Annotated in this window: 25 protein-coding genes; 3 read left to right on the forward strand and 22 right to left on the reverse strand. The window is 65.3% G+C overall.

What is annotated here, in order from left to right; genetic code table 11:
* Nucleotides 1–6: 6 nt before the first annotated feature.
* The 6 genes from ACHL_RS11740 to ACHL_RS11765 form a co-directional block, all read right to left on the reverse strand.
* Nucleotides 7–1,578 (reverse strand): hypothetical protein, encoded by a 1,572-nt coding sequence (locus tag ACHL_RS11740; protein WP_015937502.1) that lies wholly within the window; start codon nt 1,576–1,578, stop codon nt 7–9.
* Nucleotides 1,560–2,378 (reverse strand): ABC transporter ATP-binding protein, encoded by an 819-nt coding sequence (locus tag ACHL_RS11745; RefSeq protein WP_015937503.1) that lies wholly within the window; start codon nt 2,376–2,378, stop codon nt 1,560–1,562. Before ACHL_RS11745 ends, ACHL_RS11740 begins: the two co-directional genes overlap by 19 nt.
* Nucleotides 2,379–2,466: 88 nt before the next feature.
* Nucleotides 2,467–2,784 (reverse strand): DUF3253 domain-containing protein, encoded by a 318-nt coding sequence (locus ACHL_RS23385; protein WP_244266461.1) that lies wholly within the window; start codon nt 2,782–2,784, stop codon nt 2,467–2,469.
* A gap of 10 nt (nt 2,785–2,794) precedes the next feature.
* Nucleotides 2,795–3,892 (reverse strand): NADH:flavin oxidoreductase/NADH oxidase, encoded by a 1,098-nt coding sequence (locus ACHL_RS11755; protein WP_015937505.1) that lies wholly within the window; start codon nt 3,890–3,892, stop codon nt 2,795–2,797.
* Complete coding sequence (locus ACHL_RS11760; RefSeq protein ID WP_015937506.1) at nt 3,892–4,896, reverse strand: tetratricopeptide repeat protein; 1,005 nt, start codon at nt 4,894–4,896, stop codon at nt 3,892–3,894. Before ACHL_RS11760 ends, ACHL_RS11755 begins: the two co-directional genes overlap by 1 nt.
* 68 nt (nt 4,897–4,964) lie before the next feature.
* Entirely contained in the window at nt 4,965–6,668 is a 1,704-nt protein-coding gene (locus tag ACHL_RS11765) for a hypothetical protein (protein WP_015937507.1), read from the reverse strand.
* Nucleotides 6,669–6,870: 202 nt separating this feature from the next.
* Here ACHL_RS11765 and ACHL_RS11770 point away from each other — a divergent pair, with 202 nt between their 5' ends.
* Nucleotides 6,871–8,181: an AI-2E family transporter gene (locus tag ACHL_RS11770; RefSeq protein WP_015937508.1), complete on the forward strand. Its 1,311-nt coding sequence runs from the start codon at nt 6,871–6,873 to the stop codon at nt 8,179–8,181.
* Between the two features lie 35 nt (nt 8,182–8,216).
* Here the strand turns inward: ACHL_RS11770 and ACHL_RS11775 are convergent, their stop codons facing one another.
* Both ACHL_RS11775 and ACHL_RS11780 read right to left on the reverse strand, forming a co-directional pair.
* Nucleotides 8,217–9,017 carry an alpha/beta hydrolase gene (locus ACHL_RS11775; RefSeq protein WP_015937509.1) on the reverse strand — a complete coding sequence of 267 codons (801 nt, stop codon included), beginning with the start codon at nt 9,015–9,017 and terminating at the stop codon, nt 8,217–8,219.
* Between the two features lie 71 nt (nt 9,018–9,088).
* The gene (locus ACHL_RS11780; protein WP_015937510.1) at nt 9,089–9,442 is read right to left on the reverse strand and encodes a hypothetical protein; all 354 of its coding nucleotides are present in this window, start codon (nt 9,440–9,442) and stop codon (nt 9,089–9,091) included.
* Between the two features lie 117 nt (nt 9,443–9,559).
* Here ACHL_RS11780 and nucS point away from each other — a divergent pair, with 117 nt between their 5' ends.
* Both nucS and ACHL_RS11790 read left to right on the forward strand, forming a co-directional pair.
* On the forward strand, nt 9,560–10,255 hold the full coding sequence (gene nucS, locus ACHL_RS11785) for an endonuclease NucS (RefSeq protein ID WP_015937511.1): 696 nt from the start codon (nt 9,560–9,562) through the stop codon (nt 10,253–10,255).
* Nucleotides 10,256–10,551: 296 nt separating this feature from the next.
* Entirely contained in the window at nt 10,552–10,755 is a 204-nt protein-coding gene (locus tag ACHL_RS11790; RefSeq protein ID WP_011692441.1) for a cold-shock protein, read from the forward strand.
* Between the two features lie 156 nt (nt 10,756–10,911).
* Here ACHL_RS11790 and ACHL_RS11795 read toward each other — a convergent pair whose 3' ends face one another.
* The 14 genes from ACHL_RS11795 to ACHL_RS11860 all read right to left on the reverse strand — a co-directional run bounded on the left by ACHL_RS11795 (nt 10,912) and on the right by ACHL_RS11860 (nt 24,363).
* The gene (locus ACHL_RS11795) at nt 10,912–13,446 is read right to left on the reverse strand and encodes a bifunctional lysylphosphatidylglycerol flippase/synthetase MprF (RefSeq protein ID WP_015937512.1); all 2,535 of its coding nucleotides are present in this window, start codon (nt 13,444–13,446) and stop codon (nt 10,912–10,914) included.
* Nucleotides 13,443–14,753, reverse strand: coding sequence for an alpha/beta hydrolase (locus tag ACHL_RS11800; RefSeq protein WP_015937513.1), 1,311 nt, complete (start codon nt 14,751–14,753; stop codon nt 13,443–13,445). The genes ACHL_RS11795 and ACHL_RS11800 overlap by 4 nt, the downstream gene beginning before the upstream one ends.
* 4 nt (nt 14,754–14,757) lie before the next feature.
* On the reverse strand, nt 14,758–15,189 hold the full coding sequence (locus ACHL_RS11805) for a DUF2550 domain-containing protein (protein ID WP_015937514.1): 432 nt from the start codon (nt 15,187–15,189) through the stop codon (nt 14,758–14,760).
* A 10-nt stretch (nt 15,190–15,199) separates the two neighbouring features.
* Nucleotides 15,200–15,484: a F0F1 ATP synthase subunit epsilon gene (locus tag ACHL_RS11810; RefSeq protein WP_015937515.1), complete on the reverse strand. Its 285-nt coding sequence runs from the start codon at nt 15,482–15,484 to the stop codon at nt 15,200–15,202.
* 1 nt (nt 15,485) lies between these two features.
* Nucleotides 15,486–16,940, reverse strand: coding sequence for a F0F1 ATP synthase subunit beta (atpD, locus tag ACHL_RS11815; RefSeq protein WP_015937516.1), 1,455 nt, complete (start codon nt 16,938–16,940; stop codon nt 15,486–15,488).
* 83 nt (nt 16,941–17,023) lie between these two features.
* Entirely contained in the window at nt 17,024–17,914 is an 891-nt protein-coding gene (locus tag ACHL_RS11820) for a F0F1 ATP synthase subunit gamma (RefSeq protein ID WP_015937517.1), read from the reverse strand.
* Nucleotides 17,915–17,987: 73 nt separating this feature from the next.
* Entirely contained in the window at nt 17,988–19,625 is a 1,638-nt protein-coding gene (gene atpA / locus ACHL_RS11825) for a F0F1 ATP synthase subunit alpha (protein WP_015937518.1), read from the reverse strand.
* A 77-nt stretch (nt 19,626–19,702) separates the two neighbouring features.
* Nucleotides 19,703–20,530: a F0F1 ATP synthase subunit delta gene (locus tag ACHL_RS11830; protein WP_015937519.1), complete on the reverse strand. Its 828-nt coding sequence runs from the start codon at nt 20,528–20,530 to the stop codon at nt 19,703–19,705.
* A complete protein-coding gene (locus ACHL_RS11835; protein ID WP_015937520.1) occupies nt 20,530–21,084 on the reverse strand; it encodes a F0F1 ATP synthase subunit B in 555 nt (184 codons plus the stop codon). The genes ACHL_RS11830 and ACHL_RS11835 overlap by 1 nt, the downstream gene beginning before the upstream one ends.
* Before the next feature lie 51 nt (nt 21,085–21,135).
* Complete coding sequence (atpE, locus tag ACHL_RS11840) at nt 21,136–21,354, reverse strand: ATP synthase F0 subunit C (RefSeq protein ID WP_011775261.1); 219 nt, start codon at nt 21,352–21,354, stop codon at nt 21,136–21,138.
* Between the two features lie 95 nt (nt 21,355–21,449).
* Nucleotides 21,450–22,250, reverse strand: a complete 801-nt coding sequence (gene atpB, locus ACHL_RS11845) for a F0F1 ATP synthase subunit A (RefSeq protein ID WP_015937521.1) — start codon at nt 22,248–22,250, stop codon at nt 21,450–21,452.
* 81 nt (nt 22,251–22,331) lie between these two features.
* Nucleotides 22,332–22,670 (reverse strand): AtpZ/AtpI family protein, encoded by a 339-nt coding sequence (locus ACHL_RS11850; RefSeq protein WP_015937522.1) that lies wholly within the window; start codon nt 22,668–22,670, stop codon nt 22,332–22,334.
* Nucleotides 22,663–23,145: a hypothetical protein gene (locus ACHL_RS11855; RefSeq protein WP_015937523.1), complete on the reverse strand. Its 483-nt coding sequence runs from the start codon at nt 23,143–23,145 to the stop codon at nt 22,663–22,665. Before ACHL_RS11855 ends, ACHL_RS11850 begins: the two co-directional genes overlap by 8 nt.
* Before the next feature lie 105 nt (nt 23,146–23,250).
* Nucleotides 23,251–24,363 carry an MraY family glycosyltransferase gene (locus ACHL_RS11860; protein ID WP_015937524.1) on the reverse strand — a complete coding sequence of 371 codons (1,113 nt, stop codon included), beginning with the start codon at nt 24,361–24,363 and terminating at the stop codon, nt 23,251–23,253.
* Nucleotides 24,364–24,396 lie beyond the last annotated feature (33 nt).

Here is a 24,396-nt window from a genome sequence, read left to right on the forward strand (position 1 = left end):
AGTGGATCAACGGTTCACAGTGAGCTGGGCCAGCATTTCCGGACCGCGGGCTTCCAGCCAGCGGCCGCCAACCCTGACACCCACCACAAAAAGTACCAGCCCCAGGGCCAGGCCCACGCCAAGGTTCAGCCACCCAAAGAACGGGTTGCCCGTGACGCCCTGCACGATGAGGAGTGCAGCTTCCGGGATGACCAGGAGTGCCAGGATGCCCATGCCGCCGAACTGCACCAGCATGGTCTGGCCAACATTGCCCGGTGGCTTCTTGAACGGGCTGTCGCCCGGCAGCGGAACGGCGATGTTGTACCGGGCGGACACCACTGATGACAGGCCCAGCCCGCTGAGCAGCATGCCCAGTGACAGGCCCAGCACGCCCGGCAACCACTCCCAGGACCCGGTGAAGGCAAACGGCACCACCGTGAAGGCCAGCACCACCGGGACGGAAAGGATCAGGCACGCCAGTGCCCGGCCCAGGCGGTCGGCGGTTCCCCGGACCCCGGTGGCCAGGTGGAGGGCGAAGGCGGTGTTGTCGTAGGAAATGTCAGCCGAAATGGACCAGGCCATCAGGAAAGCCGTAAGCGGGCCGAGCACGGAGAGGACGCCCAGGCTGTCGCCCTGGCTGGCCTGGAAGAACAGCACTACGGCCAGCAGCGGAATGACAACGAGCGATCCGCCGTAGCGGGGGTCCCGCAGCCAGTACGTGAGCGAACGGGCCGTCACGGCTCCGGTGGGTGTTGGCGGCAGCAGGGCGAACATTCCCAGCTTTCCGCCCTTCCGGCTTCCACCGCCCGCGTAGGGAGGGTTGACCAGCGCACGCTCCAGGAGGATTTTCCAGCACCAGGTAAGGGCCGCCAGCGTGGCGGCCGCAATCAGCAGTTTCAGCCCGGCAGCACCGGGCTGCCCGGCATCAACGTCCCCGCCGAGGGACCAGGCCGCACCAAGCGGAGTCCAGGCAAGGGCACGGGCGAAGTCCGGCAGGAACGCCGCGGAGGCACTGATTCCTTGTGCCACGCCTGCCACGATGGGTCCCAACAGGATCAGCGGAATCATGAAGACCACTCCGCTGATGTCCTTGAAGCGCCGGGACGAGGCGAGGCTCGCGGTGGCTGTGGTCACCACCTTGGACAGGATGATGCAGGTCAGGATGCCCAGGACGGCCCCCACCAGTGCGGCGCCGGCCGGGGGCACGCCCCTTGACCAGGTTGCCACGGTGGCGAGGCCCACCAGGGCGGTGCCCACCCCGGGGATGCCTATCAGGCCGCCCAGTGCGAGCCCAGCCAGCAGCTGCCGCATGGGCACGGCGAAGGTGGTGAACCGCAGCGGGTCCAGGGTCATGTCGGCAGACGATGCTGCCACCGGGATGAGCCCCCATCCAAGGATGGCGATGGATCCGCCCAGCACCACGGCAGTCTGGGCAATCTCGTGGGTTTCGCGGCCCAGCATGACCAGCGCGACCACCAGGGCCACCACGATTCCCACGGCATAGAGGGCGCCAAAGGCGATACCGACGATCTGCCAGGGGCTGCGCTTGAGTCCGTTGCGCAGCAGTGTCAGTTTGAGCTTTAGGAGGTGCGCAACCATTCCAGCCCTTCCGTGTGGCTCCGGCCGCCCACCAGCTGGACGAACCGGTCTTCCAGGGAGGCGCCGGCGCGGACTTCGTCAACGGTTCCGGCGGCCAGCAGCCGGCCGCCGGCCACCACTGCCACGTGGTCGCACATGCGCTGCACCAGGTCCATCACATGACTCGAGACAATGACCGTCCCGCCCGAGGCGACGTAGCTGTCCAGGATGGAGCGGATGTTCGACGCCGAGACCGGGTCCACGGCTTCAAAGGGTTCATCAAGCACCAGGAGCCGCGGGGCGTGGATCAACGCCGAGGCAAGGGCGATCTTCTTGGTCATGCCGGCCGAGTAGTCCACCACCAGCGTGCCGGCGTCCTGGGCAAGGTCCATGGCAGCGAGCAGCTCGCCCACCCGGGAAGCAACCACCTCACGGTCCATGCCGCGCAGCAGCCCGGCATAGGTGATGAGCTGTTCTCCGGTGAGCCGGTCGAACAGCCGGACACCGTCGGGGAGGATGCCCATCAGCCTTTTGGCCTCCAGGGGATTCGCCCACACATCCACCCCATGCACCAGGGCCGTGCCGAAGTCCGGGCGGAGAAGCCCCGTCGCCATCGACAGGGTGGTGGTCTTGCCGGCACCGTTGGGCCCCACGATGCCGTAGAAGGAGCCAGCCGGAACATCGAGGCTGATTCCGTCCACGGCGATCTTGGTGCCGAAACGCTTGGCCAGCCCCCGGATGGACAGGGCCGGAACGGCCCCGCCAGGGGGTGGGCAGGCAGGGGTGGGTGGAAGCGCCGGGTGCGGTTGCGGAGCAGTCATGAAGCCAGACTAGCCCGCAGGTGCCGCCCCTGGGGTCCTCCCGGAGGAGTAGCGACAAAGGCGTACGACGCCGTTCGAGGGCAGGTGCCTAGCGGACCTTGCGGATGCGGATGGGTCCCTTGGCGGTGGCCGGATCCACCACGGAACCGCCCTGGGTGACCTCGACGTCGCCGGCTTCGACCAGCCGGCGGGCGGCTTGGCGGACCGGCTCCATTAAACCCCTCCAGTGCTCGCCGCCCACGGCGCGCGCGGCGTCGGAGGGGCAGATGGTGGACGTGGCTGCCCGGGCGGCCAGCAGCTCCAGGATGGCAGCCTCCAGTTCCTTGCCGGTGGGCCCGGAAGGGCCGGAGGCGGACTTGCCGGAGCGGGCGGCGCCGGATGGCTTCGGCCCGGACTGCCTGTTCACGGCATGCCGGTCAGAACGAGCGCCGCGGAATGGCGCGCTCATACTGCGGAACCCAGGGCAGGTCATGGCCCAGTTCGAAGGCCGCCCGGAGCCACCAGTGCGGATCGCGGAGCGCCGCCCTGGCAATCAGGACCGCATCCGCCTGGCCGGTGGCCACGGCGTGCTCCGCCTGCCCGGCGGAGGTCAGGAGTCCCACGGTGCCGGTGGGCACTCCGGCTTCCTCCCGGATGGCGGCTGCGAATCCGGTCTGGTAGCCCGGGCCCACGGTGATCATCTGATGGGCCACCGCTCCCCCGCTGGAAACGTCGATCAGGTCCACGCCGTGCTCTGCGGCCTGGCGCGCCAGGCGGACAGACTCCGGCAGGCCGATGCCGCCCGGCGCCCAATCGCTGGCGGAAATCCGCAGGAGGAGCGGCATCGAGTCCGGGATGGCGGCCCGGACGGCATCGATGACGGCGAGCATCAGGCGGTTCCGGCCTTCCTCGTCGCCGCCCCATTCGTCGTCGCGCGTGTTGCTCAACGGGCTCTGGAACTGGTGCAGCAGGTAGCCGTGGGCGCCGTGGATCTCCAGAGTGTCGAAGCCGGCGTCGACAGCCCGGCCCGCAGCAGCGGCGAAGTCAGCAATCACTGCCTGGATCTGGTCTCCGGTCATGGCTGCCGGAGTGTCGTACCCCTCGAAGGCGAGTGCCGACGGGCCCACCGTGGTCCAGCCGCCCTCGGCTTCGGGCACCGATCCGCGCCGGCCGGAAAACGGCCAGAACGTGGAGGCCTTCCGGCCGGCGTGGGCCAACTGGACGCCGATCCTGGTCCCACCGGTGCCGTGCTGGTGAACGAACGAGGTGATCCGCCGCCAGGCCTGCACCTGTTCGTCGTTCCAGATGCCGGCGTCGCGCGGGCTGATGCGGCCTTCCGGGTTCACGGCTGCCGCCTCGGTGAGGATCAGCGCGGCCCCGCCGGCGGCAAAGGAGCCCAAATGCATGAGGTGCCAGTCGTTGGGAACTCCCGGGCCGGCGTCGGGGTCGCAGCTGTACTGGCACATGGGCGATACCCAGCCCCGGTGCGGCAGCTCCAGCGACCTCAGCTTCAGCGGCTCGAAGAGCGCCGGCACTAGAAGAGCACCCTCGCCAGCGCCTGGCGCGCCTTCGCTACGCGTTCGTCCGAGGCACCCACGACGTCGAACAGCTCCAGCAGCCGCACCCGCGCGGTCTCGCGCTCGGGGCCGAAGTTCCGGCCGATGAAGGCCACCACGCGGTTCAGCCCATCCTCAACGTGGCCTCCGGCAACATCCAGGTCCGCGACGCCCAGCTGGGCTTCAATATTGTCCGGTTCGTTGGCTGCGAGCGCCCGGATGGCCTCGCCGTCCTGGGCGGACACCACCTGGAGCCTGGCCATCAGTTCAACCTGTGCGAGGCCGGCCTTGGCCTCGTGATCGGACGGCATCTCGTTGAGGGCCTGGCGGTAGGACGCGGCCGCCGACTCGTAGTCACCCGATTCGATGGCGTCGTATGCGGCCTGGTGCAGCGGCGGCAGCGGCGCTTCTTCCTGTGCGCCGCCGTCTCCGGCGTTCAGGCTGCCGGTGACACCGTTGGCAGCGGCAACCTTCAGCAGTTCGTCGAAGAGGCTGCGCACCTGCTCTTCCTCGGCGTGGCCCTGGAAGAGGGGAACGGGCTGCCCCTTCAGGACGGCCACAGCGGTGGGCACGGCCTGGACCTGGAAGGCCTGGGCAAGCTGCGGGAACGCTTCGATGTCCGCGGCGCCCAGGACCAGCCGGCCGCCGTAACCGGCCACCACACGGTCCAGGACTTCAAGGGCTGCTCCGGATTCCGGGGAGTACGGAGCCCACAGGGCGAAGACCACGGGCACCTGCGCGGAGAGTTCCACGAGCTGCTGGAAGTTCTGCTCGGTCACGTCTACCCGCAGCTCGGGGCCGTTACCTGGCCCGCCGGCCCCACTGGCCCCCGGGGTGCCCGCGGGGGCATCCTGCGACGGCGGGGCCGCTGACGGTGACGGAGCGGCGGGGCGTTGCTTCAGGCTGGAAAGATCGACGGCGCCGCGCAGGTTAAGCAGGTTGGCAGCGGCCGGAGGGACTGGACGGGAAGCAGGCGAACTCATGCTTCCCACTCTAGCCACTGCGGCCGCTGCCGGTGGTACTGCAGTAATGGGACTACTTGGTGCGGGGGTTACTTGAAGCTGGCGCCCACGAGCCCGCGGGTTGCCGCCACAAGCTTCATGGGATCGGAAGACCCCGCCGGCGGAACGTAGACCGCCACAGACTCGGCGAAGCTCAGGACCATGCCCGTGGTGGTTTCCTTGCCTCCGGCCAGGGCTGCGGCGTCGTCACCAATGGAGAGCTTGTCCCCGGCGGCCTTCGGAGTTCCTTCGAAGCCGAAGTTGATGCGGCCCAGCACCAGCGCGCCGCCATCCTCGGTGCGGAACACCACGGTGCCTTCGGGTGCCACCTTGTGGGTGAAGGAGAAGTTTCCGTTCTCGCCGGCCTTGACCACCTCGGCCTGGTAGGACAGGGTGTCGGCAATGTACGGCGAGGACTCGCCTTCCACAATCTTGTCCTTGAACGCCGAATTGGCATTGCTGAGCCGGTCGGCCAGGCCCGAGAGAGCCTCGTCCCCGGTGTACAGCAGGCCGGTCTTGTCCTTGGCTTCCAGGGTTTCGGTGCCGCCGCGGCTGATGGCAGGGAACGTGGTGCCCGGCTGGAGCGGCGTGGTCTCCATGAGCTTGTAGTTTTCCCGCGGGGACTTCTGCACGAGGGTCAGCAGCTGGGGAACCACGTTGCCGTCGCCCTGGGAAACGGCGAGGACCGAGCGCGGCCATCCGCGGTCAGTGGTGACCGCCGTCGTCAGGAGCTTGGTGGAACGGACCGGCATGCGGGGCTCATACGAGCCCACCTGGGAGCGGATCTTGTAGTTCGAGGTACGGACTTCCAGCTCCGTGCCTCCCACCCGGTCAGCCAGCTTGGCAGCGTCCTTGGCGGCGTCGCCGGCATCGGCAGCGCTGGACACCTGCTCCAGGATGCGGCGGAACTGCACGTCCAGCAGGACGGGGGCGGCGTTTCCACCCTGGGCGGCCGGCGCCGAGGCGGAGCCTGTGGGCGCGGGGGCAGGCGAGGTGGCGGCGGTAGCCGCAGTTCCCGTGCCGGCCAGTACAGCGGCGGCCACGCCGGCAGCTGCCATGGTGACCCTGGAGGAGGTGCGGGCCTGCTTGCGGGCACGGGCACGCTGGGCGAATCCGCTGCCCTCGCCGTCCCCGTCGCCGTCACGCCGGCGGGCGGAAAGTACTGCGAGCACAATCCCGCCAATGATGAGCAGTGAGCCGAGGACCATCAGCGGGACGGCCCAGGGGGTGGCGGTGTCGTTGGGGAAGGTCATCGAAACGGTCGCGGGGGCAGCCTTGGTTCCATCAGCGGCCAGCAGCAACGTCCAGTCGCCGTCCGCCGGAGGCGTCCAGGAGTATTCGAGCTCACCGCTGGCGTTCTCGGTGGTGACCCAAAGGTCCGATCCCGCAGGATTGGGTGCCGCGGCTTCGCCGTCGGTGTGTTCAACCTGCAGGGACTTGCCGTCCTCGGATGTTCCCGTGATGGTGTTGTGGGCAGCGGTACCCACCCATGCCTCGACGTCGTCGGGCCGGCCCGCGGCAAGCATGAAGTTGCCGTCGCCCTGGACATCGATCTTGACGGTTCCGCCGTGGAGTGTCCGCAGCTTCTGGTCGAAGACGGTCAGCGGGGCTGCCGTGGCGTCGGCGGGCGCGGACGCCGTAAAGGTCTCGGAAGGGGCCCAGATGGTCTTCTGGCCGATACCGGCCAAAAGTGTCAGGAGGCCGAGCAGCACAAGTGCGGCTGCAGTCTTTAAACGCAAGGGAACACCTATCATCAGCGGGGTTTAGCTTCAATAGTAACCATTTTGTTACCACGAGCCCCAGTTCAGGCCCACCTCGAGGCTTTCCGGGGCACCGCGCAAGGCGCCGCCGCGGGGCTCCTCCGCAGGTGTTGACAAGCCTGCTGATAGTGTTTGCGATGATCATCACACCGGCCCGCCCAGGCGGTGCCATGCACGGAACAGGCGCCAAAAACCAGTGACTGACAAGACGGACGGGTCCTCCCAGCCAGCAGGCGATCCACGGGACGTTGGGCCGTCGGCCGCGGTCCCCCAGGCTTCCGGAACTGCCCGCGGGAAAGGTGCCGCCGCAGCAGCCCTGGGCTTCCTCGCCCGCCGCCTCCGCCAGCCGCTTCCCGGCGCACAGCCCCGACTCCGTTTCGAGATGCCCCCGGAATACTCCCAGCAGGACCAGACCATCGAGGACCCCGACGGCGTGGCGCGTCCCCAGTATGGCGCTCCCGGGCCACGGATGTCCCCTCAGCATCCGCTGTACATGGGCTTCATGGGGACCGTCGGCGTTGGTGCGGCGCTGCTGGTTTACTGGATCGGTTCCCACACCACCCAGTTACTCCTGTGGATCGTTGCGGCGCTGTTCATCGCGCTGGGCCTGGAGCCTGTGGTGAAGTGGCTCGAGAACCGCAAGATTCCCCGGCCGGCCGGAATCCTGATGTCAGTCGCCGTGCTGATTCTCGCGGTCGTTGGCTTCTTCGCAACGCTGATCCCCACGATCGTCCAGCAGGTCACCGAGATAGTGCAGCAGGCGCCCACGTGGGTCCGGGACTTCATGAACTCGGACCTGTTCCGCACCCTGGATGACCAGTTCGGGGTCCGTGACCGCATCGCCGATGAGCTGAACAAGTTCGTCAACGATCCCAACGCCATGGGCGGAATCGCCGGCGGCGTCGTGGGATTCGGTTCTACGGTGGCCAACGGCCTGTTCGGCGCTTTGATTGTCCTGGTTCTAAGCCTCTATTTCCTGGCTGCCCTCCCGGCGATGAAGAAATGGGGTTACCGGCTGGCTCCGCGTTCCCGCCGGCACCGGGTGGAGGCGTTGTCGGATGCCATCACCAAGTCAGTAGGCAACTACGTGATTGGCCAGGCGTGCGTTGCGTTGCTCAATGCCACCTTCGCGTTCATTGTGATGTCGATCGTGGGTATCCCGTTCGCCCTGCTGCTCGCGTTCGTGGTGGCATTGCTTGCCTTCATTCCGCTGGTGGGTGCCATGATCGCCGGTGTTGTGGTGGTTCTCATCGCCCTGACCGTTGGCTGGCAGACGGCCGCCATCTACGCCATCTGCTACTTCGCCTACCTCCAGTTTGAGGCCTACTTCATCTCGCCGCGGATCATGCAGAAGGCCGTGGCCGTTCCCGGTGCCGTCGCCGTCATATCCGTGATCGCCGGCGGCAGCCTGCTGGGGGTCCTGGGCGCCCTCATCGCCATTCCCACCGCCGCTGCCATCCTGCTGCTGATAAAGGAGATCTATATCGTCAGGCAGGACCAGCACTAGCCCCACAACCGCGGAGTGCCCGATGCAGGGACGGGTCAGGAGGCGGCGGTCGCCGCGGGCCCGTCCCATTCCGTCGGCAGCGCAGCGGCGTTCCCGCCCGTTGCGGATACATGCCCCACGATCTCGTTCAGGACCCGCGCGGCGTACTTCTCGCCCACCCACAGATGCTTGGCGCCATCCACTCCCAGCACGTGCGCCTGGGGAACCAGGCTGAAGCGGGCGGCCGCCTCTGCGGGCTGGAGGAAGTCATCGTGCTCAGGTACCAGGACCTTCAGCGGCTTGCCCGATTCGGCCCACAGCTGCAGGTGCTTGTCCGTGGCCCGGTGCAGCGGCGGGGACAGCAGGACAGCGCCCTCCACCTGGGATGCGACAGGTTCGGTGGCACCGTACATCAGGGCAAGTTCCGTGCCGAAGGACCAGCCCACCAGCCACCGGTTGGGCAGGCCGCGTTCGACGGCGAAACGGACAGCCGCTTCCACGTCGTGGCGTTCACCGACGCCTTCCTCGAACGCACCCGTGCTGGTGCCCCGGGGGGAGCCGGTGCCGCGCGTGTTGAAACGCAGCACGGCGATGCCGGCCAGCGCCGGCAGCCGGTAGGACGCCTTGCGGTAGACGTGCGAGTCCATGAAGCCGCCATGGGTGGGAAGCGGGTGCAGCGTGATCAGCGTGGCACGGATTTCGCCGGTTTCCGGCAGGGCCAGCTCGCCCACCAGTGTGTGCCCGTCCGCTGTCTGCAGCTCGACGTTCTCGCGCCTGGCCGGCAGCACTGTGGAGGCACGGATGGGAACGGGGCCAGCAGCCTGGGTGAAGTCGTACGACGCCGGATCAAAAGTCATGCCTGCCAGCTTAGCGACAGCGGGCGGCTTCCCGGGCCCGGGTTCCCCCGCGCCGGGCGTTCAGTGCCGCATCAGCGGTACCGGTAGCTGCGCGAATTCCAGCAGTTCGTGTGCCAGTGGCGGCGTTCGGCGAGGCCGGCGGCGGCACCGAACAGGTGGTCGTCCTTCCAGACCACCAGGTGCGCCACTCCAGGCAGCACTGCGGTGGAACATTCGGGGCAGATGTATGTCTTCGCCGCGTTCCGCGCTGTCATACTGCGGACCATCCATTCCCCGTCCGGGGCACTCTCCCGGCGGGCGATGCCTGCCCGGGCACGTTCGAGGTCCAGCTCGGGGACGTCACCGTTCCCCTTTTTCCCGGTTCCCCGCCCGGTTGCCGCGGGCTTCCCGGACACGGGACGGCGGGGACGGTTGGAGCGCGGCATGCATCCATTCTGCCCCAGCGGGACGGGCCGCCGCTGCAGCCGCTCCGCGGCAGGCAGCGCACTGCCGCCGGCATCTTCGTCCTCCTCCCCGCTCCGGCACCCGGTAGTGTGTACGGCGTGCGACTTGTGATTGCCCGATGCTCCGTTGATTATGTTGGCCGGCTCAAAGCCCATCTCCCCCTCGCCACCAGGCTCCTGCTGGTTAAGGCGGACGGCTCTGTCCTTGTGCATTCAGACGGCGGCTCGTACAAGCCCCTGAACTGGATGAGCCCGCCGGCCACGCTCCGTGTTTCGTCACCGGAGGACGTTGACCTGGAGCTCGGAGTCGCGGAGCAGTGGACGGTCCAGTCCGCCAAGACGGATGACCGGCTGATCATCAACATCCATGAAAAGCTCAGCGAAACCTCGCATGACCTCGGCGTGGACCCGGGCCTGATCAAGGACGGCGTGGAAGCGGACCTCCAGCGGCTGCTGGCAGACCAGATCGAAACGCTGGGAACAGGGTATTCACTGATCCGGCGCGAATACTTCACGGCTATCGGTCCGGTGGACATCCTGGCCCGCGACGGCGACGGCGCAACCGTGGCCATCGAACTCAAGCGGCGCGGGGACATCGACGGCGTGGAGCAGCTCACCCGCTACCTCGAGCTGTTGAACCGCGATCCCCTCCTGGCGCCGGTGCGCGGCATTTTCGCGGCCCAGCAGATCAAGCCGCAGGCCAAGGTCCTCGCCAACGACCGCGGGATTGATTGCGTCACCCTCGATTACGATGCAATGCGCGGCGTCGACGACAGCGAATCCCGGCTCTTCTAAAGCCGCCTGCCCTTCGGTCATTGGCCAATTGTGTCCCGGCAAGGCATGCAACCCGGTTTTTACCTAAAATTTGTCCGATTCCGCCGCCGAAGCGTTGACCTGCGGGAACGGGCATGAAATTCTTAACTCAGTCTTTGTGTAGGTGTTTTTCATGCTCGCAAGACATGTTGCGAGCGCGAAGCTCCTGCAGCGCCGGTTCCCTTTCCGGACGGCTATTCAGGATTCTTCTCGCGGAGTGACCAAGGCCGGTACGAAGTGTGCCGATCTTAAGAAAGTTCCACAATGAGGAGAAATAAATGGCACAGGGAACTGTGAAGTGGTTCAACGCTGAAAAGGGCTTCGGCTTCATTACCCCGGACGACTCCGACGGCGACGTCTTCGTCCACTACTCCGAGATCCAGACCGGCGGCTTCAAAACCCTCGACGAGAACCAGCGCGTTCAGTTCGAAATCGGCCAGGGCGCCAAGGGCCCGCAGGCCACCGGCGTTACCCTCGTCTAGTCTTCGGGCAGACTGCCAAGCCTAATTAGCAAAGAATGGTCCCCGGCACAATTGCCGGGGACCATTCTTTTGCCCGCCGCATTGTGCGGCCAGCCGCAGGCCGTTGCTTTATGCAGCCCCGTCCCGCTCGATTTCCGTCAGCGAATACCGGCCTTATCAAACCAAATTCCGGACCAGCCTCGCACCCTGCGCCAGGGACAGGCCGGGCAGGTAGGCCCGGGTGAGCGCGCGGCCGATTGCCGGCAGTTGAAGAGGATCCTGGTAATAGAGGTACAACGCCCGGTACTCGGGCTTGAAACGGGACTTGAAGGCCGCCAGTGAACGGAAGCCGTAGACCGGCTCCAGCGCGTGGCCCACCAGATCCAGGATGCGGACCAGGTTCTTGGCTCCCCCCTGGGCAGTGTCCTCGGCTCCACCGTCATTTGCCAGCGGTGAGCCGGACAGCGAAATCACCTCCACGGAGTCCCTGAGCTCCAGGACAGCGGAGGCGATCAGGAATTCCATCACCCCGGGGAAGCCGCCGGCGCCCCGGCGCATCACGTCCAGCGTCCGGCTGACAAGGCGGCCGTCGTCGTACACCGGAAGCCAGCTGGTGAACCCGTGGACCCTGCCCTCACCGTCAACGGCAAGGCAACACAGCACCTCATCGTCGTCGAGCTCGTCCACGCTGCCAAGGGTGAACCCCATTTCCGGTACGGACTTTCCGGCAGCCCATTCCTCGGACACTTCATTCAGCCGGGTGCGCAAGGCCACCGGCAGCCCGCTGTACGGACCCCAGACGGCATGCACCCCCAGCTTTGCAGCCCGGTTCAGCGCAGTCCTGACGTTCTGCCACTCCTTGCCCTTGAACTCCAGCTCACGGATGGCCAGCCGGGTTTCCTGGGCCACCGATACCCGTGAGAATCCGCGTTCACGCAGGGCCGGCCAGACGGTATCGTCGCAGGAATACAGTGCCGGAATCAGCGCCTCGCGCCGGCAATGGGCAAGGAATCCCTCCGTGACGGCAAGGTGGGATCCTGCAGGGCCGATGGCGCAACCGAGGGTCAGGGCCACGCTGCCGTGCTGCTGGTAGGCCATGGCCCCCTGGCCGTCCGGGCTGAACCAATACGTGTTCGGTTCCCACAGGGCCATCCAGGAGAGCGGGCCGCCGCCCTGATGGAGCAGCGCCCGTGCCCGCGCCCTGTCCTGCCGGCCGGAGTCATGTCCGTGGTTTCCGCCCAGCAGCGCCCACCACACGGCTGCCAGCGCAATGAGCCAGAACACCGGCCCGGAATAGGCGAACAGGACCGCCTCCACAGTGTTCCGGTCCGCGAAGACGCGGTGGAAATGCTGGGGAATCGGCACCGGTACGTACTGCCGGGCCAGCTCGGCAAACAGACCCAGCACGCCGCCGTCGCGGGACATCCCGCCCGAGGCGAACCACGCGGTGGCATAGGCGGCAGCCAGCGCTCCCCAGGAGCCGCCCACCAGGACGGCTAGCGTGCGCCGGGCGGTGGGCAGGGTCTGCACTCGGAACTGCCTGCGGTTCAGCCACAGGATGACGGAAAGCAGCAGCGGAACCACCACCAGCGGAAGCACATGCGCAAAAGCCGAGCCCATGGGCGCCGCGTGGGGGCCTTGCGGCCGGGAGGGAACCAGGGCGAACAATGCCAGGTACACGGCGGCCAGGGCCGTCACGGCCAACTGGATCGCCAGGGCAATGTTCAGCGCCATCCTGCGTCCCCGCCGCATCCCGTCAGCGCAGATCAGCAGCAGCACCACGGGGACCACTGCCAGTGCCAGGCCGAACGGACCGGCGAAGCCTGCCCTTCCCGCTTCAAGGCAGGATGCCTCCACAGTGGCCCCGCAGTTGAATGCCAGTTGGCCCAGCGTCGGCAGCGGATTGAGGACAACATCCCGGAGCAGTGCCAGCGGCCCGGTGGGCGCCCGGGTGATCCCGGTAAGGATGGGCCCGACGGCGAAGACGGCCACCATCAGGGCCAGCAGGTTACGGGCCTCCCGTCCGGTGGAGCGGTGCCGGTGGAGTTTTCCTTCGTCGCCTTGGATCCACCAGCCCACCAGCAGTCCCAGCAGCGCACCCAGGAGGCCAATCACCGTCTCGGCATGGCCCACGTACAGGACAAGCAGCAGAGAGATCGAGAGCGTCGCCGTGCGCAGGCGCCGCTGCCAAAGCACCGGCAGCCGGGCGCTGCCTGCCATGCCTGCGGCGAGTACCGGGGCGTAGGGGCCAATCAGGATGACGTCGGTCATGGTATCGAGCCACCCGTCCCCCACGTAGGCCGCAAGTTGAGTGATCAGGAGGAACAGCGTGACGGCAGCAAACTGGCCGCCCAGGAACAGTGCAGCGGCAGCCCGGACACCGAGTTTCCGTTCGGCCAGGCCCAACAGGACAATGATCATCAACGCGGCCACCACATATGCAGTGGGGTTGGTGGCGAAGAAGAGGCTGGTGAAAAGCGACCACCATCGGCCCTCGCGCAGTCCGGGACCGCTGACCCCTGCCACATCCAGCAGCTGCTCGGATGGGCCGGCCAGGAAGCTGTCCGTGGCCGCGCCGGTCCCCACAAACAGGGCAAGGACGGCAAGCGTGAAGGGCATGGCCTTCAGCCCCGCCGCTGCCCGGCCCAGCGTTGGCCGGACCACGGTGTCCCAGGCCAAGGCCAAGGTCCTGGTGTCCTGTCCGACGCTCATCCGCCGGCCCCCCACTGGTCTGCAAGGAACTGCAAGGCATCGCCGAACTTCCGTGATGACGTGTCCCACGAGTGCCCGGTGTGCTCCACCTCGTAGTCGCGCACGGTGAATCCGGCGTCCCGGGCAGCGGCCGCCAGGGTCCTGAGGTAGCCCACAAATTCAGTATCGTTCTGCCCGGCCGTCAGGTACAGGCCGTGGCCGTCGAAACGCTTGTCCGCCATGATGGCCAGCGGCGTCTGCCGAAGGAACGCCTCGGGGTCCCCCGGGAAGGCGGCGTCGATGGTCTTCTGGCGCTCCTTGGCGATGGCCGGCTCGGCTTCCGCCGAGAATGCCAGGACCTCGGGGAACAGGTCAGGGTGGCGGGTACCCAGCTGGATGGCGCAGGTCCCGCCGAAGGAGAATCCCCCTACTGCCCAGTGGGCATGGTCCGTGTCCACGGCAAGAGTGGAGCTGATCCACTGCGGCACATCCTGCGACAGGTAGGTATCGGCCTGGGCAATCTGGCTGTCCATGCACATGGTGTTGGCGTTCTGCGACCCATTGGCGTCGGGAACCACCACCACGGGGGCCACGCCGCCATGCGCGGCTGCATAGGAGTCCATGTGGCCGCGGAGCGCACCGCCGGTCAGCCAGTCGGCCGGACCGCCGGGCTGCCCGGCAATGAGGACCAGGACAGGCAACGCCGGACGGTTTTGGGCGAAGTAGGCCGGCGGGAAGTAGATAAAGGCGTCCCGGGTTTCCATGCCGGAGACGGTGCCCGGAATGGCGGCCTTGCGCAGGACTCCCCCGTCCGGGATGTCCCCCTGCGGACGCCAGCCCTGCAGCGCCACGCCGTCGGGATCTCCTGCGCGCCGGACGAGGTTCTGCTCCAGGGCAGGAATGCGGGCCAGTGCCGTGCCCATCAGGTCGCTCACCGTACGGTTGAGTCCGAAGTAGGCATTGATTTGCACGCTGGAGAGTGCAATCACCAGCAGTGCGGCCGCCAGCCCACCGCCACGGCGGCGCCATGAGTTGCGCGGCAGGAGGAAGAGCCACAGCAGGACCGCGGCCACGGCCGGCACCAGCCACAGCAGGACCGGGTCCGGGATGTTCTCCGGGAAGACTGAATACAGGTTGATCAGGGCCCAGTGGACGGTGGCCACCAGCGCAAAGGCCAGGGCAACGGCGGTAATGACCCGGGAGAGCCAGCGCAGCGGTCCGTGGGGCGGCGGCGGTATGAGGAGGAACGCGGCGCCGGCGAGGCCCAGGATCAACGCGGCCCAGTAGAGGGGGCCGTCGGTCAGCCGGACATCAAAGATCCAGTCCACGCGGCTAACGCCAGGTGCCGACGCCGATGACCGGCCCGGCTTCAAGCCACGACGACAGGCCTGTGTAAGCATCGAATTTCATGGCGAGCCGAAGGTCCTGGCCCTCGTAGCGGAGTTCCACGATGACGACGTCGGGCTGCACCTTGACGGCTTCGGCTTCGGTGGGCTTGCGGCGGCCAAGGAGTTCAAGGGAATGCCGCTTGAACTTGTGTTTTGGGCGGACACTGAGCGAGAGCAGCCGGAACCACTCGAGGTCGTTGTCCTGATAACGACAAACCCCCATCTGCCAGCTGTTTCCAGCCATGCAAATGGAGGCGTCCACCGTGCCGAGGGCACGCCGCAGGTTAAAGCGGCGCACCCCCGAAAGGCACAGTGCAAAAATCAGCAATCCAAAGGCGATTGCCAGTGCGATGAACGGAAAGCTCGGTGCGTCCATCAAGGTCGTGCTAGCGGATCCCAGCGGTAGCCGAGCCGCCAAGCTGGGCGTTGTCAGCAACAATGACTACCCGGTTGTTGTCGACGGAGAAGAACCCGCCGTCAACGTCAACCGCAATACGGTCCCCGGACACCGGCTGGATCGCGAGTTCACCTTCGGCCAGGATCGCCAGCAGGGGCGAGTGGCCGGGCAGGATTCCGATCTCACCATCGCTGGTGCGGGCCTTGACCATCGTGGCCGCTCCGGACCACACGAAGTGGTCCGCTGCGACAATCTCAACCTCAAGCTCAGCCATATTACTTGGTCTGTTCCTGGATCTTGGCCCACTGGCGCTCAACGTCATCGAGGCCGCCGACGTTGAAGAACGCCTGCTCCGCAATGTGGTCGAGCTCGCCGTCGCAGATGGCGGTGAAGCCTTCGACGGTGTCCTTGATGGAAACCGTGGAGCCTTCGACGCCGGTGAACTGCTTGGCGGTGTAGGTGTTCTGCGAGAGGAACTGCTGGATGCGGCGTGCACGCGACACGACGATCTTGTCCTCTTCCGACAGTTCGTCAACGCCGAGGATGGCGATGATGTCCTGGAGTTCCTTGTTCTTCTGCAGGATCTGCTTCACACGGACAGCCGTGTTGTAGTGGTCCTTGCCGATGTACTGCGGGTCCAGGATTCGTGACGTGGAGGTCAGCGGATCCACAGCCGGGTACAGGCCGCGGGACGCGATCTCACGGGAAAGTTCCGTGGTGGCGTCCAGGTGGGCGAACGTGGTGGCCGGGGCCGGGTCGGTGTAGTCATCCGCGGGAACGTAGATGGCCTGCATCGAGGTGATGGAGTGACCCTTGGTGGAGGTGATGCGTTCCTGCAGGAGACCCATTTCGTCAGCCAGGTTGGGCTGGTAGCCCACGGCGGACGGCATGCGGCCGAGCAGGGTGGAAACCTCGGAACCTGCCTGCGTGAAGCGGAAGATGTTGTCGATGAACAGCAGCACGTCCTGGTTCTGGACATCGCGGAAGTACTCCGCCATGGTCAGCGCGGACAGTGCAACGCGAAGGCGCGTTCCCGGCGGCTCATCCATCTGGCCGAATACAAGGGCGGTGTCCTTGAGGACGCCTGCCTCTTCCATTTCAACCCAGAGGTCGTTGCCCTCACGGGTACGCTCGCCAACACCGGCGAACACGGAAGTACCACCGAAGTTGCGGGCAACACGGGTGATCATTTCCTGGATCAGAACGGTCTTGCCCACGCCGGCGCCGCCGAACAGGCCGATCTTTCCACCCTTGATGTACGGGGTGAGAAGGTCGATGACCTTGATGCCGGTTTCCAGCATCTCCGTGGAGCCTTCGAGCGAAGCGAAGGCCGGTGCCTTGCGGTGGATCGGCCAGCGTTCGCTGATGTCCAGTTCCGACTCGGTAACGTCCAGGGGCTGGCCCAGCACGTTGAAGATGTGGCCCTTGACGCCGTCGCCCACGGGGACGGAGATGGGGGCACCGGAGTCCACCACTGAGGTGCCGCGGACCAGTCCGTCAGTAGCCTGCAGGGAGATGGCGCGGACGAGGTTGTCACCCAGGTGCTGGGAGGTCTCGAACGTGATGGTCTTGGTCTCACCGTTGAGAGTAATCTCGGTGGTGAGGGCGTTATAGATCGACGGGATTGCGTCAGCCGGGAATTCGACGTCGACAACCGGGCCGATTACGCGCGCAATACGGCCGGTGGCACCGGACGTTGCGGCTACGTGTTCGGTAGCAGTGGCAGTCATCTCTCTCACTTCACTCAGTAGATGGCGTGGGGTTAAGTTTATCTGTTGTGGTGCAGGTTCCGCGGAGTCCGGGGCAGTGCGGGCTAGGACGCGAGAGCGTCGGCGCCGGCAACAATCTCGGAAAGCTCCTGCGTGATCTCGGCCTGGCGGGCCGTGTTCCGCAGACGCGTGTACTTCTTGATCAGGTCGGTGGCGTTGTCCCCTGCCGACTTCATCGCGCGCTGGCGGGCAGCCAGTTCGGATGCGGCGGCCTGCAGCATTGCTGCGAACAGGCGTGACTCGATGTAGCGGGGCAGCAGCGCGTCGAGGACCTGTTCGGTCTCCGGCTCGAACTCGTACAGCGGCAGCAGGTCCGACTCGGAGGCGGCTTCCTCTTCCACTACCTCAAGCGGCAGCAGGCGGATGACCGTGGGCTCCTGGGTGACCATGGACTTGAAGCGCGTGTAGACAACATGGATTTCGTCCACGCCGCCGTCTTCGAAGTCCGCGGCAAAGTCGGCCAGCAGTGCAGCGCCGATTTCACGCGCGGTGCCGAACTCGGGTGCGTCGGTTCCTCCGGTCCAGACCCGCGCATATTCGCGGTTCCGGAAGTCGAAGTAAGCCTGGGACTTACGTCCCACGAGGTAGGTCTTGACTTCCTTGCCTTCGGCGTGGAGCAGCTCGTTGAGACCTTCCGCCTGCTTGAGGACGCTGGCCGAGTACGAACCTGCCAGGCCGCGGTCCGAGGTGATTACCAGGACGGCGGCACGGCGGATCTGCTCGGGCTCAGTGGTCAGCGGGTGGTCGATTTCGCTCTGGCTGGCGACAGCAGAAACGGCGCGCGTGATCGCGTTCGCGTAAGGCAGTGAAGCTGCTACGCGCGCACGGGCCTTCCCGATGCGCGAGGTAGCGATCAGTTCCATCGCCTTGAAGATCTTGCGCATCGACGTGGTCGAGCTGATCTTCTGGCGGTAGACCCGGATCTGGGCTCCCATACTTATCCTTTCCTAACATTCCGTAAACCGGGTGTGCCGGACCCTGCGGGCCCGGCACACCCGGCCATCGGAACTAGCGCTTCTGCTTGACGATCTTTTCCTGGTCGACTTCGCCCTCGGAGATGGCGTCATGTGCCTCGTGTCCTGCGCCCACCAAGTGGTTGTCGCCTTCGCCGAAGAAACCCTTCTTGAAGTCGATGATGGAGGACTTCAGAGCTGCTGCGGTGTCATCGTCCATCACGTTGGTCTGCGCCAGCGTGGTGAGGATGGAGGACTTGTGCTTGAGGTGCTCCAGGAACTCGGTTTCGAACCGGTTCACATCTTCAACCGGAACGTCATCCAGGTGGCCGTTGGTGCCTGCCCAGATGGAGACAACCTGGTCCTCAACCGGGAACGGCGAGTACTGCCCCTGCTTGAGCAGTTCCATCAGGCGGGCTCCACGGGTGAGCTGCTGGCGTGAAGCGGCGTCCAGGTCCGAGGCGAACATGGCGAAAGCCTGCATGTCGCGGTACTGGGCGAGTTCCAGCTTCAACGTGCCGGAAACCTTCTTCATGGACTTCACCTGCGCTGCACCGCCAACGCGGGACACCGAAACGCCCACGTCGACTGCGGGACGCTGGTTGGCGTTGAACAGGTCCGACTGCAGGAAGATCTGGCCGTCGGTGATGGAGATGACGTTGGTCGGGATGTAGGCGGACACGTCGTTCGCCTTGGTCTCGATCAGCGGCAGGCCCGTCATGGAGCCGGCACCGAGCTCGTCGGAGAGCTTTGCACAACGCTCCAGGAGACGGGAGTGCAAGTAGAAGACGTCACCCGGGTACGCTTCGCGTCCCGGCGGGCGGCGGAGCAGCAGGGATACTGCGCGGTAGGCTTCGGCCTGCTTGGACAGATCATCAAACACGATGAGGACGTGCTTGCCGCCGTACATCCAGTGCTGGCCGATCGCGGAACCGGCGTACGGAGCCAGGTACTTGAAGCCGGCGGGGTCGGATGCGGGAGACGCCACGATGGTGGTGTACTCGAGCGCGCCGTTTTCCTCGAGGGTCTGGCGGACAGCGGCAATGGTGGATGCCTTCTGGCCGATCGCCACGTAGATGCAGCGGACCTGCTTGGTCACATCGCCGGAAGCCCAGTTGGCCTTCTGGTTGATGATGGTGTCGATCGCGATGGCCGACTTGCCGGTCTGGCGGTCGCCAATGATCAGCTGACGCTGGCCGCGGCCGATCGGGATCATGGCGTCGATTGCCTTGAGACCGGTCTGCATCGGCTCGTGCACCGACTTGCGCTGCGTCACGCCGGGAGCCTGGAGCTCCAGGGCACGGGTGGTCTCGGCCTTGATTTCGCCGAGGTCGTCGATGGGCACGCCCAGCGGGTCGACAACGCGGCCGAGGAAGGCGTCGCCCACGGGCACGGACAGAACCTGTCCGGTGCGGTGGACTTCCTGGCCTTCTTCGATGCCGGTGAAGTCGCCGAGGATGATGACGCCGATTTCGCGGACGTCAAGGTTCTGGGCGAGGCCCAGGGTGCCGTCCTCGAAGCGCAGCAGCTCGTTCGCCATGACCGAGGGAAGGCCCTCAACACGGGCGATGCCGTCACTAGCGGTGGTTACGCGGCCGACCTCTACGCGTTCTGCGTTTCCGGGTTCGTAGGACGCCGCGAACTCGTTCAGCGCATTACGGACGTCGTCGGCGTTGATGGTCAATTCGGCCATCTGCAGTCCCTGCTCTCCTGTTTTGTGATCACCGTCAGGTGACCGGGGTTTCTATCAGTTTGGTTGTGCTTGTCCGGCTAGCCGGCCAGCTGGCGTTGCAGCTCGCCCAGGCGGCTGATGACCGAAGCGTCGAGCACTTCGTCACCCACCTGGACGCGGATGCCGCCAATGAGTGCCGGATCAACGTTGATGTTGACCTTGAGTTCCCGTCCGTAGAGCGCGTTCAGGCCCGCCTGGAGGCGGGACAGCTGCGTCGACGTCAGGGGACGGGTCACGCTGACCGTTGCAATCCAGCGCTGCTGCCGCTTGGCCGCCAGCTCGGCGAACCGTTCCACCAGGCGCGTCGCCTTGATGCCGCGGGGCTGGGTGACTGCCTGGGTAATGAGGACTTTTGCTTCCTCACTGACGCCGGGCACCAGCTTTTCGGCAAGGGCAGCCTTGGCTGCCCCGCTGGCCTGTGGTTCGGACAGAGCACGTTGTACCTCGTGGCTGGACGCCACGGCCTGGTTGAAGGAGAACAGGTCGTTCTCCAGTTCTTCCAGGCCAGTGATGCCGGAGGCAGAAACGGCCGACTTGTTTTCAGCAACGGAAATGACCACCGTTGCGGCAAGAGTCTCGAGTGCATCGCCGATGTCCCGCGCAGATGCCCAGCGTGAACCGGCCAATCCGCCCGCGACCTCTGCAGCATCAGCGGAGACTTTTCCGCCAACCAGCTGCCTGACCAGCGCCGACTTTTCGTCACCGTTACGGGACGGGTCAGTCAGGGCGCGGCGCAAGCCAGCCGAGCTGTCCACCATTCCCAGAATTCCGAAGAGTTCCTTTGCCAGCTGCAGCGACGCGGTAGGAAGCTTGGCTTCCAGCGCGGCCAGTGCTGTTGCCAGCGATTCGCTCGATACGCCTGCCATTACTTAGCTGCACCTGCGCTCTGGGTCTCCAGATCTGCCAGGAACCGGTCCACGACCCGTGCTGAGCGGTCGTCGTCGTTGAGCGATTCGCCCACGATGCGGCCGGCAAGGGTGGTGGCCAGGGTGCCAACCTCGGAGCGCAGGGACACAACGGCCGCCTGGCGCTCGGATTCGATCTGTGCGTGTGCCTGCGCAGTGATGCGGGCAGACTCGGCAGCAGCCTTCTCCTTGAGGTCCGCGAGGATCTGCGCACCTTCGGCGCGTGCTTCCTCACGGATGCGGTTTGCTTCGGTGCGGGCGTCGGTCAGCTGCTGCTTGTACTCTTCGAGTGCAGCAGACGCCTCAGCCTGGGCCTTTTCAGCCTTGGCAATGCCACCTTCGATGGCTTCGGCTCGCTCGGCAAAGGTCTTCTCGAACATCGGGACAACAAACTTGACCACGATGAACATGAGAATCGCGAAGCCAACCAGGACAACGCCCATTTCCCAAAGGTTGGGAACGAGGGGGTTAACCTTTTCGCCTTCAGTGGCGGCTGAGATGATCAGCTGATTCATATTTCACCCGTCCTTATCTACTCGGTTCTGAATGTTCGCTTCGCGCCAGGATTAGGAAAGGACGAAGGCGAAGACGAGACCAAGGATGGCGAGGGCTTCGGTCAGTGCCAGACCAAGGAATGCGATCGGCTGCAGCACGCGCTGAGCCTCCGGCTGACGTGCAACACCGTTGATGTAAGCGGCGAACACGAGACCCACACCGATACCACCGCCGATGGCCGAGAGACCGTAGCCGATGAGGTTGAGGGAGCCGTTGATTGTGCCTTCCATTTTTCTTCCTTTCAAGATGCCACCCATGTGGCAGGTTGTTTGGGTTGCTTCATCCCCGCGAGGGGAAGATTTGTGTGTGCCTGTCGGCAGGGCGCCTAGTGGCTGTCGGCGTGCAGGGCGCCTTCGATGTAGATCGCCGTCAGCAGGGTAAAGACGTACGCCTGCAGGACCATGATCAGGGCCTCAAGCATGTACATCGCGATGGCACCGGCGAGCACCAGCACCGAGGTGCCCTTCAGCAGGATGCTTTCCTGCATGACCAGGTATTCGATGCCGGAACCGGCAATCATCACGATGAGGTGGCCGGCAAGCATGGTGGCGAACAGACGGAGGCTGTGAGTCACGGGCCGGACGACGAAGTTGGAGATGATCTCGATCGGGATGACGATCGGCAGGATGAACCAGGGAACACCAGACGGCACGGTGGCCAGCTTGAAGTAGCGCAGGCCGTTCTTCTTGATGCCGATGGCAATCCAGGTGAAGTAGACGATGCCGGCGAGCACATAGGCTCCACCCACGTGAGAGAACGTGGGGAGCTGGATCAGCGGGATGGCACCGTAGATGTTGTTCACCAGGATGAAGAAGAACAGGCTGAACAGCAGGGGCACGTACTTGATAAAGTCGCGGCCGCCGATGATGTCCTTGGCGATGCCGTTGCGGACGAAGCCGTAGGCGGCCTCGCCGGCGAACTGGAGCTTGCCGGGTACCAGCTGCTGCTTGCGTGCAGCCAGCACGAAGAAGACGGCGATAAAGACGACAGAGAGGAGGACCAGCAGCATCTGCTTGGAGAATCCTTCTGCGGCACCCCACGGCAGGATTGCCGGCAAATGCATTTCGTTAATACCAGGAGGTGTAAACTCTCCTGAATCTTGGGCCGGGAGCGCAAGCGCGATCAACGCGTTTCCTCTCTGCAGTGTCCATCATTGGGCGTTGGGCGGGGAGCAGGGGCTTTGCGGCCTGAAGCTCCCCCTGTGAAATTATTTGGCATTCGTGCCGCCGTCCTGGGACGGACCGCCGGCAGCAGGACGATCACCAGTGTTTTTGCGGGAACTGGTGAGGCCATGCATGTGGGAAAGGTAAAAACCTCCGACGGCTCCAAGCAGAGCGCCTGCGAGCACAATCCAGCGCGTTCCCCACAGAAAATCCAGTCCCCACCCTATCAAACTCCAGACGATGATTCCGCCAATGATGTAGCTGAAGACGGCCATCCCGGCGTTGTATCCGCCGTCGGTGTTCTCGCTGGCGACGCCGGGCGCGGAACTGCCGTGTGCACGGTTGCTGTTGCCGGCGGCGCCACGTTTCTTTGGGTTACGCACGGGTCTCCCCCTTGTCCTCTGGATCGTTGTAGATCTGAAGGCGGGCTTTGCTGAATCCATAGATTTCGGCAGCCTGCCACAGGACGAGCGCCACCACGGCTCCGGCGACGAACCAGCGGCCCTGCAGCCACTGGGGCGCACCGAGCACGAACATCACAATGGCGAATCCCACCACTTTGATGAAGTAGGTGGCCACGAAGACGCCGATGGCACCGGAGGGGTTGCTTCGTCCAACATAGTGGCCAACCAGGAGGCTGATCCCGAAGAACAGCATCACCAGCAGACCGCCCAAAGCACTCGAGAGTGCGGCGGCGCCACCATCAAGGATCATCGCGGCGGCACCGCACAGGATAAGGCCGGCTGCCGCGGCAGCGGCGCTGATCTTTAGCAGGTGCAGCCACAGCGATGCGGTGGGACCGGAAGCACCAACGTGTCCTTTGCCGGACGCAGGTCCGGGCTCGGCGTTGGAGGTCATTCGATCCCAATCGTCGGGGCCATTTGGCGGAGAGCCAGCAGGGTGGAGTGGCAGCTTGTGCTGCCCCTAAATTCTACACGAGATAGAAAATGTTTCCGCACGGCGTTACGTGGCTGGTTCATCGCCGCTGCGGGACAGGTACGGCCAGGCCGTAATCAGGCCCATGACGAGGGTGGCGAACAGGTCCACCGCGAGGACAATCTGCCACGGGAAGATCGCAATAGCGAGTCCCCCGAAGGACAGCACCACTGTCCAGAGGTACATCAGAATCACGGCTGTGCGGTGCGAGTAGCCGATGTCGAGGAGCTTGTGGTGCAGGTGTCCCCGGTCCGCGGACCACGGCGAACGTCCGCGTGCGGTCCGCCGGACCACGGCGAGCCCCAGGTCCAGCAAGGGCAGGAAGAGCACTGCGAAGGGAAGCAGGATGGGGATGACCGTGGAAATACCGTTGGCGCGGTCGTACAGGCCCGAGGTGATCTGCCCCGTGGACACCACGCCTGCCGAGGCCATCAGCAGCCCGATCAGCATGGCCCCGGAATCCCCCATGAAGATCTTCGAGGGGAACCAGTTGTGCGGCAGGAACCCGAGGCAGCTGCCTACAAGGACCGCCGTGATCAGCGTGGCAAGGTCTGAGTAATCCAGCAGGACCGCATTGCGGTGAACCCAATAGGCCGTGACGAAAAACGCGGTTCCGCCAATGACGGCCACTCCCGCCGCAAGCCCGTCAAGGCCATCGATGAAATTGAAGGCGTTCATGGTGGTGACAATGAGCCCTGCGGTCAGCACCACCCGGAGCGTTCCGTTCTCCAGGTAGATGGGTTCCGGAACCCAGGGAACGATGGTCATTTGTACGCCCCAGATGGCCACGGTAAGGGCAGCTACGCTCTGGCCGATTAGCTTCACCCACCAGCGGATGTCCAGGAGGTCGTCGGCCACACCCACCAGGACGATCACCGCGGCCCCGGCCAGCACGCCCCACGGCGAGAAATTGTTCCGGTAGATGTCCTTGACGAAGAACGACTGGCTCGCGACGATCAGTGCCACCATCACACCCAGGAAGATGGCAACGCCGCCAAGCCTGGAAACGGGGGTGGAATGCATATCGCGGCTGCGGATGGGCTGGTGCAGTTCAAGCCTGTGGCCCACCACCCGGGCACCCCACGTGGCGGCGTAGGACACGACGGCGGCCGTCAGGCCCATGAGCAGGTACATGATCATGTGGTAGCGGCCGTTTCAGGATTGAGGGGGCCG

It is taken from the genome of Pseudarthrobacter chlorophenolicus A6 (assembly GCF_000022025.1).
GTDB lineage: Bacteria > Actinomycetota > Actinomycetes > Actinomycetales > Micrococcaceae > Arthrobacter > Arthrobacter chlorophenolicus.

Coding starts and splice junctions, on each gene's coding strand:
- ACHL_RS11740 (WP_015937502.1), bottom strand. CDS start 1,578: ATGGTTGCGCACCTCCTAAAGCTCAAACTGACACTGCTGCGCAACGGA.
- ACHL_RS11745 (WP_015937503.1), bottom strand. CDS start 2,378: ATGACTGCTCCGCAACCGCACCCGGCGCTTCCACCCACCCCTGCCTGC.
- ACHL_RS11760 (WP_015937506.1), bottom strand. CDS start 4,896: ATGAGTTCGCCTGCTTCCCGTCCAGTCCCTCCGGCCGCTGCCAACCTG.
- ACHL_RS11765 (WP_015937507.1), bottom strand. CDS start 6,668: ATGATAGGTGTTCCCTTGCGTTTAAAGACTGCAGCCGCACTTGTGCTG.
- ACHL_RS11775 (WP_015937509.1), bottom strand. CDS start 9,017: ATGACTTTTGATCCGGCGTCGTACGACTTCACCCAGGCTGCTGGCCCC.
- ACHL_RS11780 (WP_015937510.1), bottom strand. CDS start 9,442: ATGCCGCGCTCCAACCGTCCCCGCCGTCCCGTGTCCGGGAAGCCCGCG.
- ACHL_RS11790 (WP_011692441.1), top strand. CDS start 10,552: ATGGCACAGGGAACTGTGAAGTGGTTCAACGCTGAAAAGGGCTTCGGC.
- ACHL_RS11795 (WP_015937512.1), bottom strand. CDS start 13,446: ATGAGCGTCGGACAGGACACCAGGACCTTGGCCTTGGCCTGGGACACC.
- ACHL_RS11805 (WP_015937514.1), bottom strand. CDS start 15,189: ATGGACGCACCGAGCTTTCCGTTCATCGCACTGGCAATCGCCTTTGGA.
- ACHL_RS11810 (WP_015937515.1), bottom strand. CDS start 15,484: ATGGCTGAGCTTGAGGTTGAGATTGTCGCAGCGGACCACTTCGTGTGG.
- atpD (WP_015937516.1), bottom strand. CDS start 16,940: ATGACTGCCACTGCTACCGAACACGTAGCCGCAACGTCCGGTGCCACC.
- ACHL_RS11820 (WP_015937517.1), bottom strand. CDS start 17,914: ATGGGAGCCCAGATCCGGGTCTACCGCCAGAAGATCAGCTCGACCACG.
- atpA (WP_015937518.1), bottom strand. CDS start 19,625: ATGGCCGAATTGACCATCAACGCCGACGACGTCCGTAATGCGCTGAAC.
- ACHL_RS11830 (WP_015937519.1), bottom strand. CDS start 20,530: ATGGCAGGCGTATCGAGCGAATCGCTGGCAACAGCACTGGCCGCGCTG.
- ACHL_RS11835 (WP_015937520.1), bottom strand. CDS start 21,084: ATGAATCAGCTGATCATCTCAGCCGCCACTGAAGGCGAAAAGGTTAAC.
- atpE (WP_011775261.1), bottom strand. CDS start 21,354: ATGGAAGGCACAATCAACGGCTCCCTCAACCTCATCGGCTACGGTCTC.
- ACHL_RS11855 (WP_015937523.1), bottom strand. CDS start 23,145: ATGACCTCCAACGCCGAGCCCGGACCTGCGTCCGGCAAAGGACACGTT.
- ACHL_RS11860 (WP_015937524.1), bottom strand. CDS start 24,363: ATGATCATGTACCTGCTCATGGGCCTGACGGCCGCCGTCGTGTCCTAC.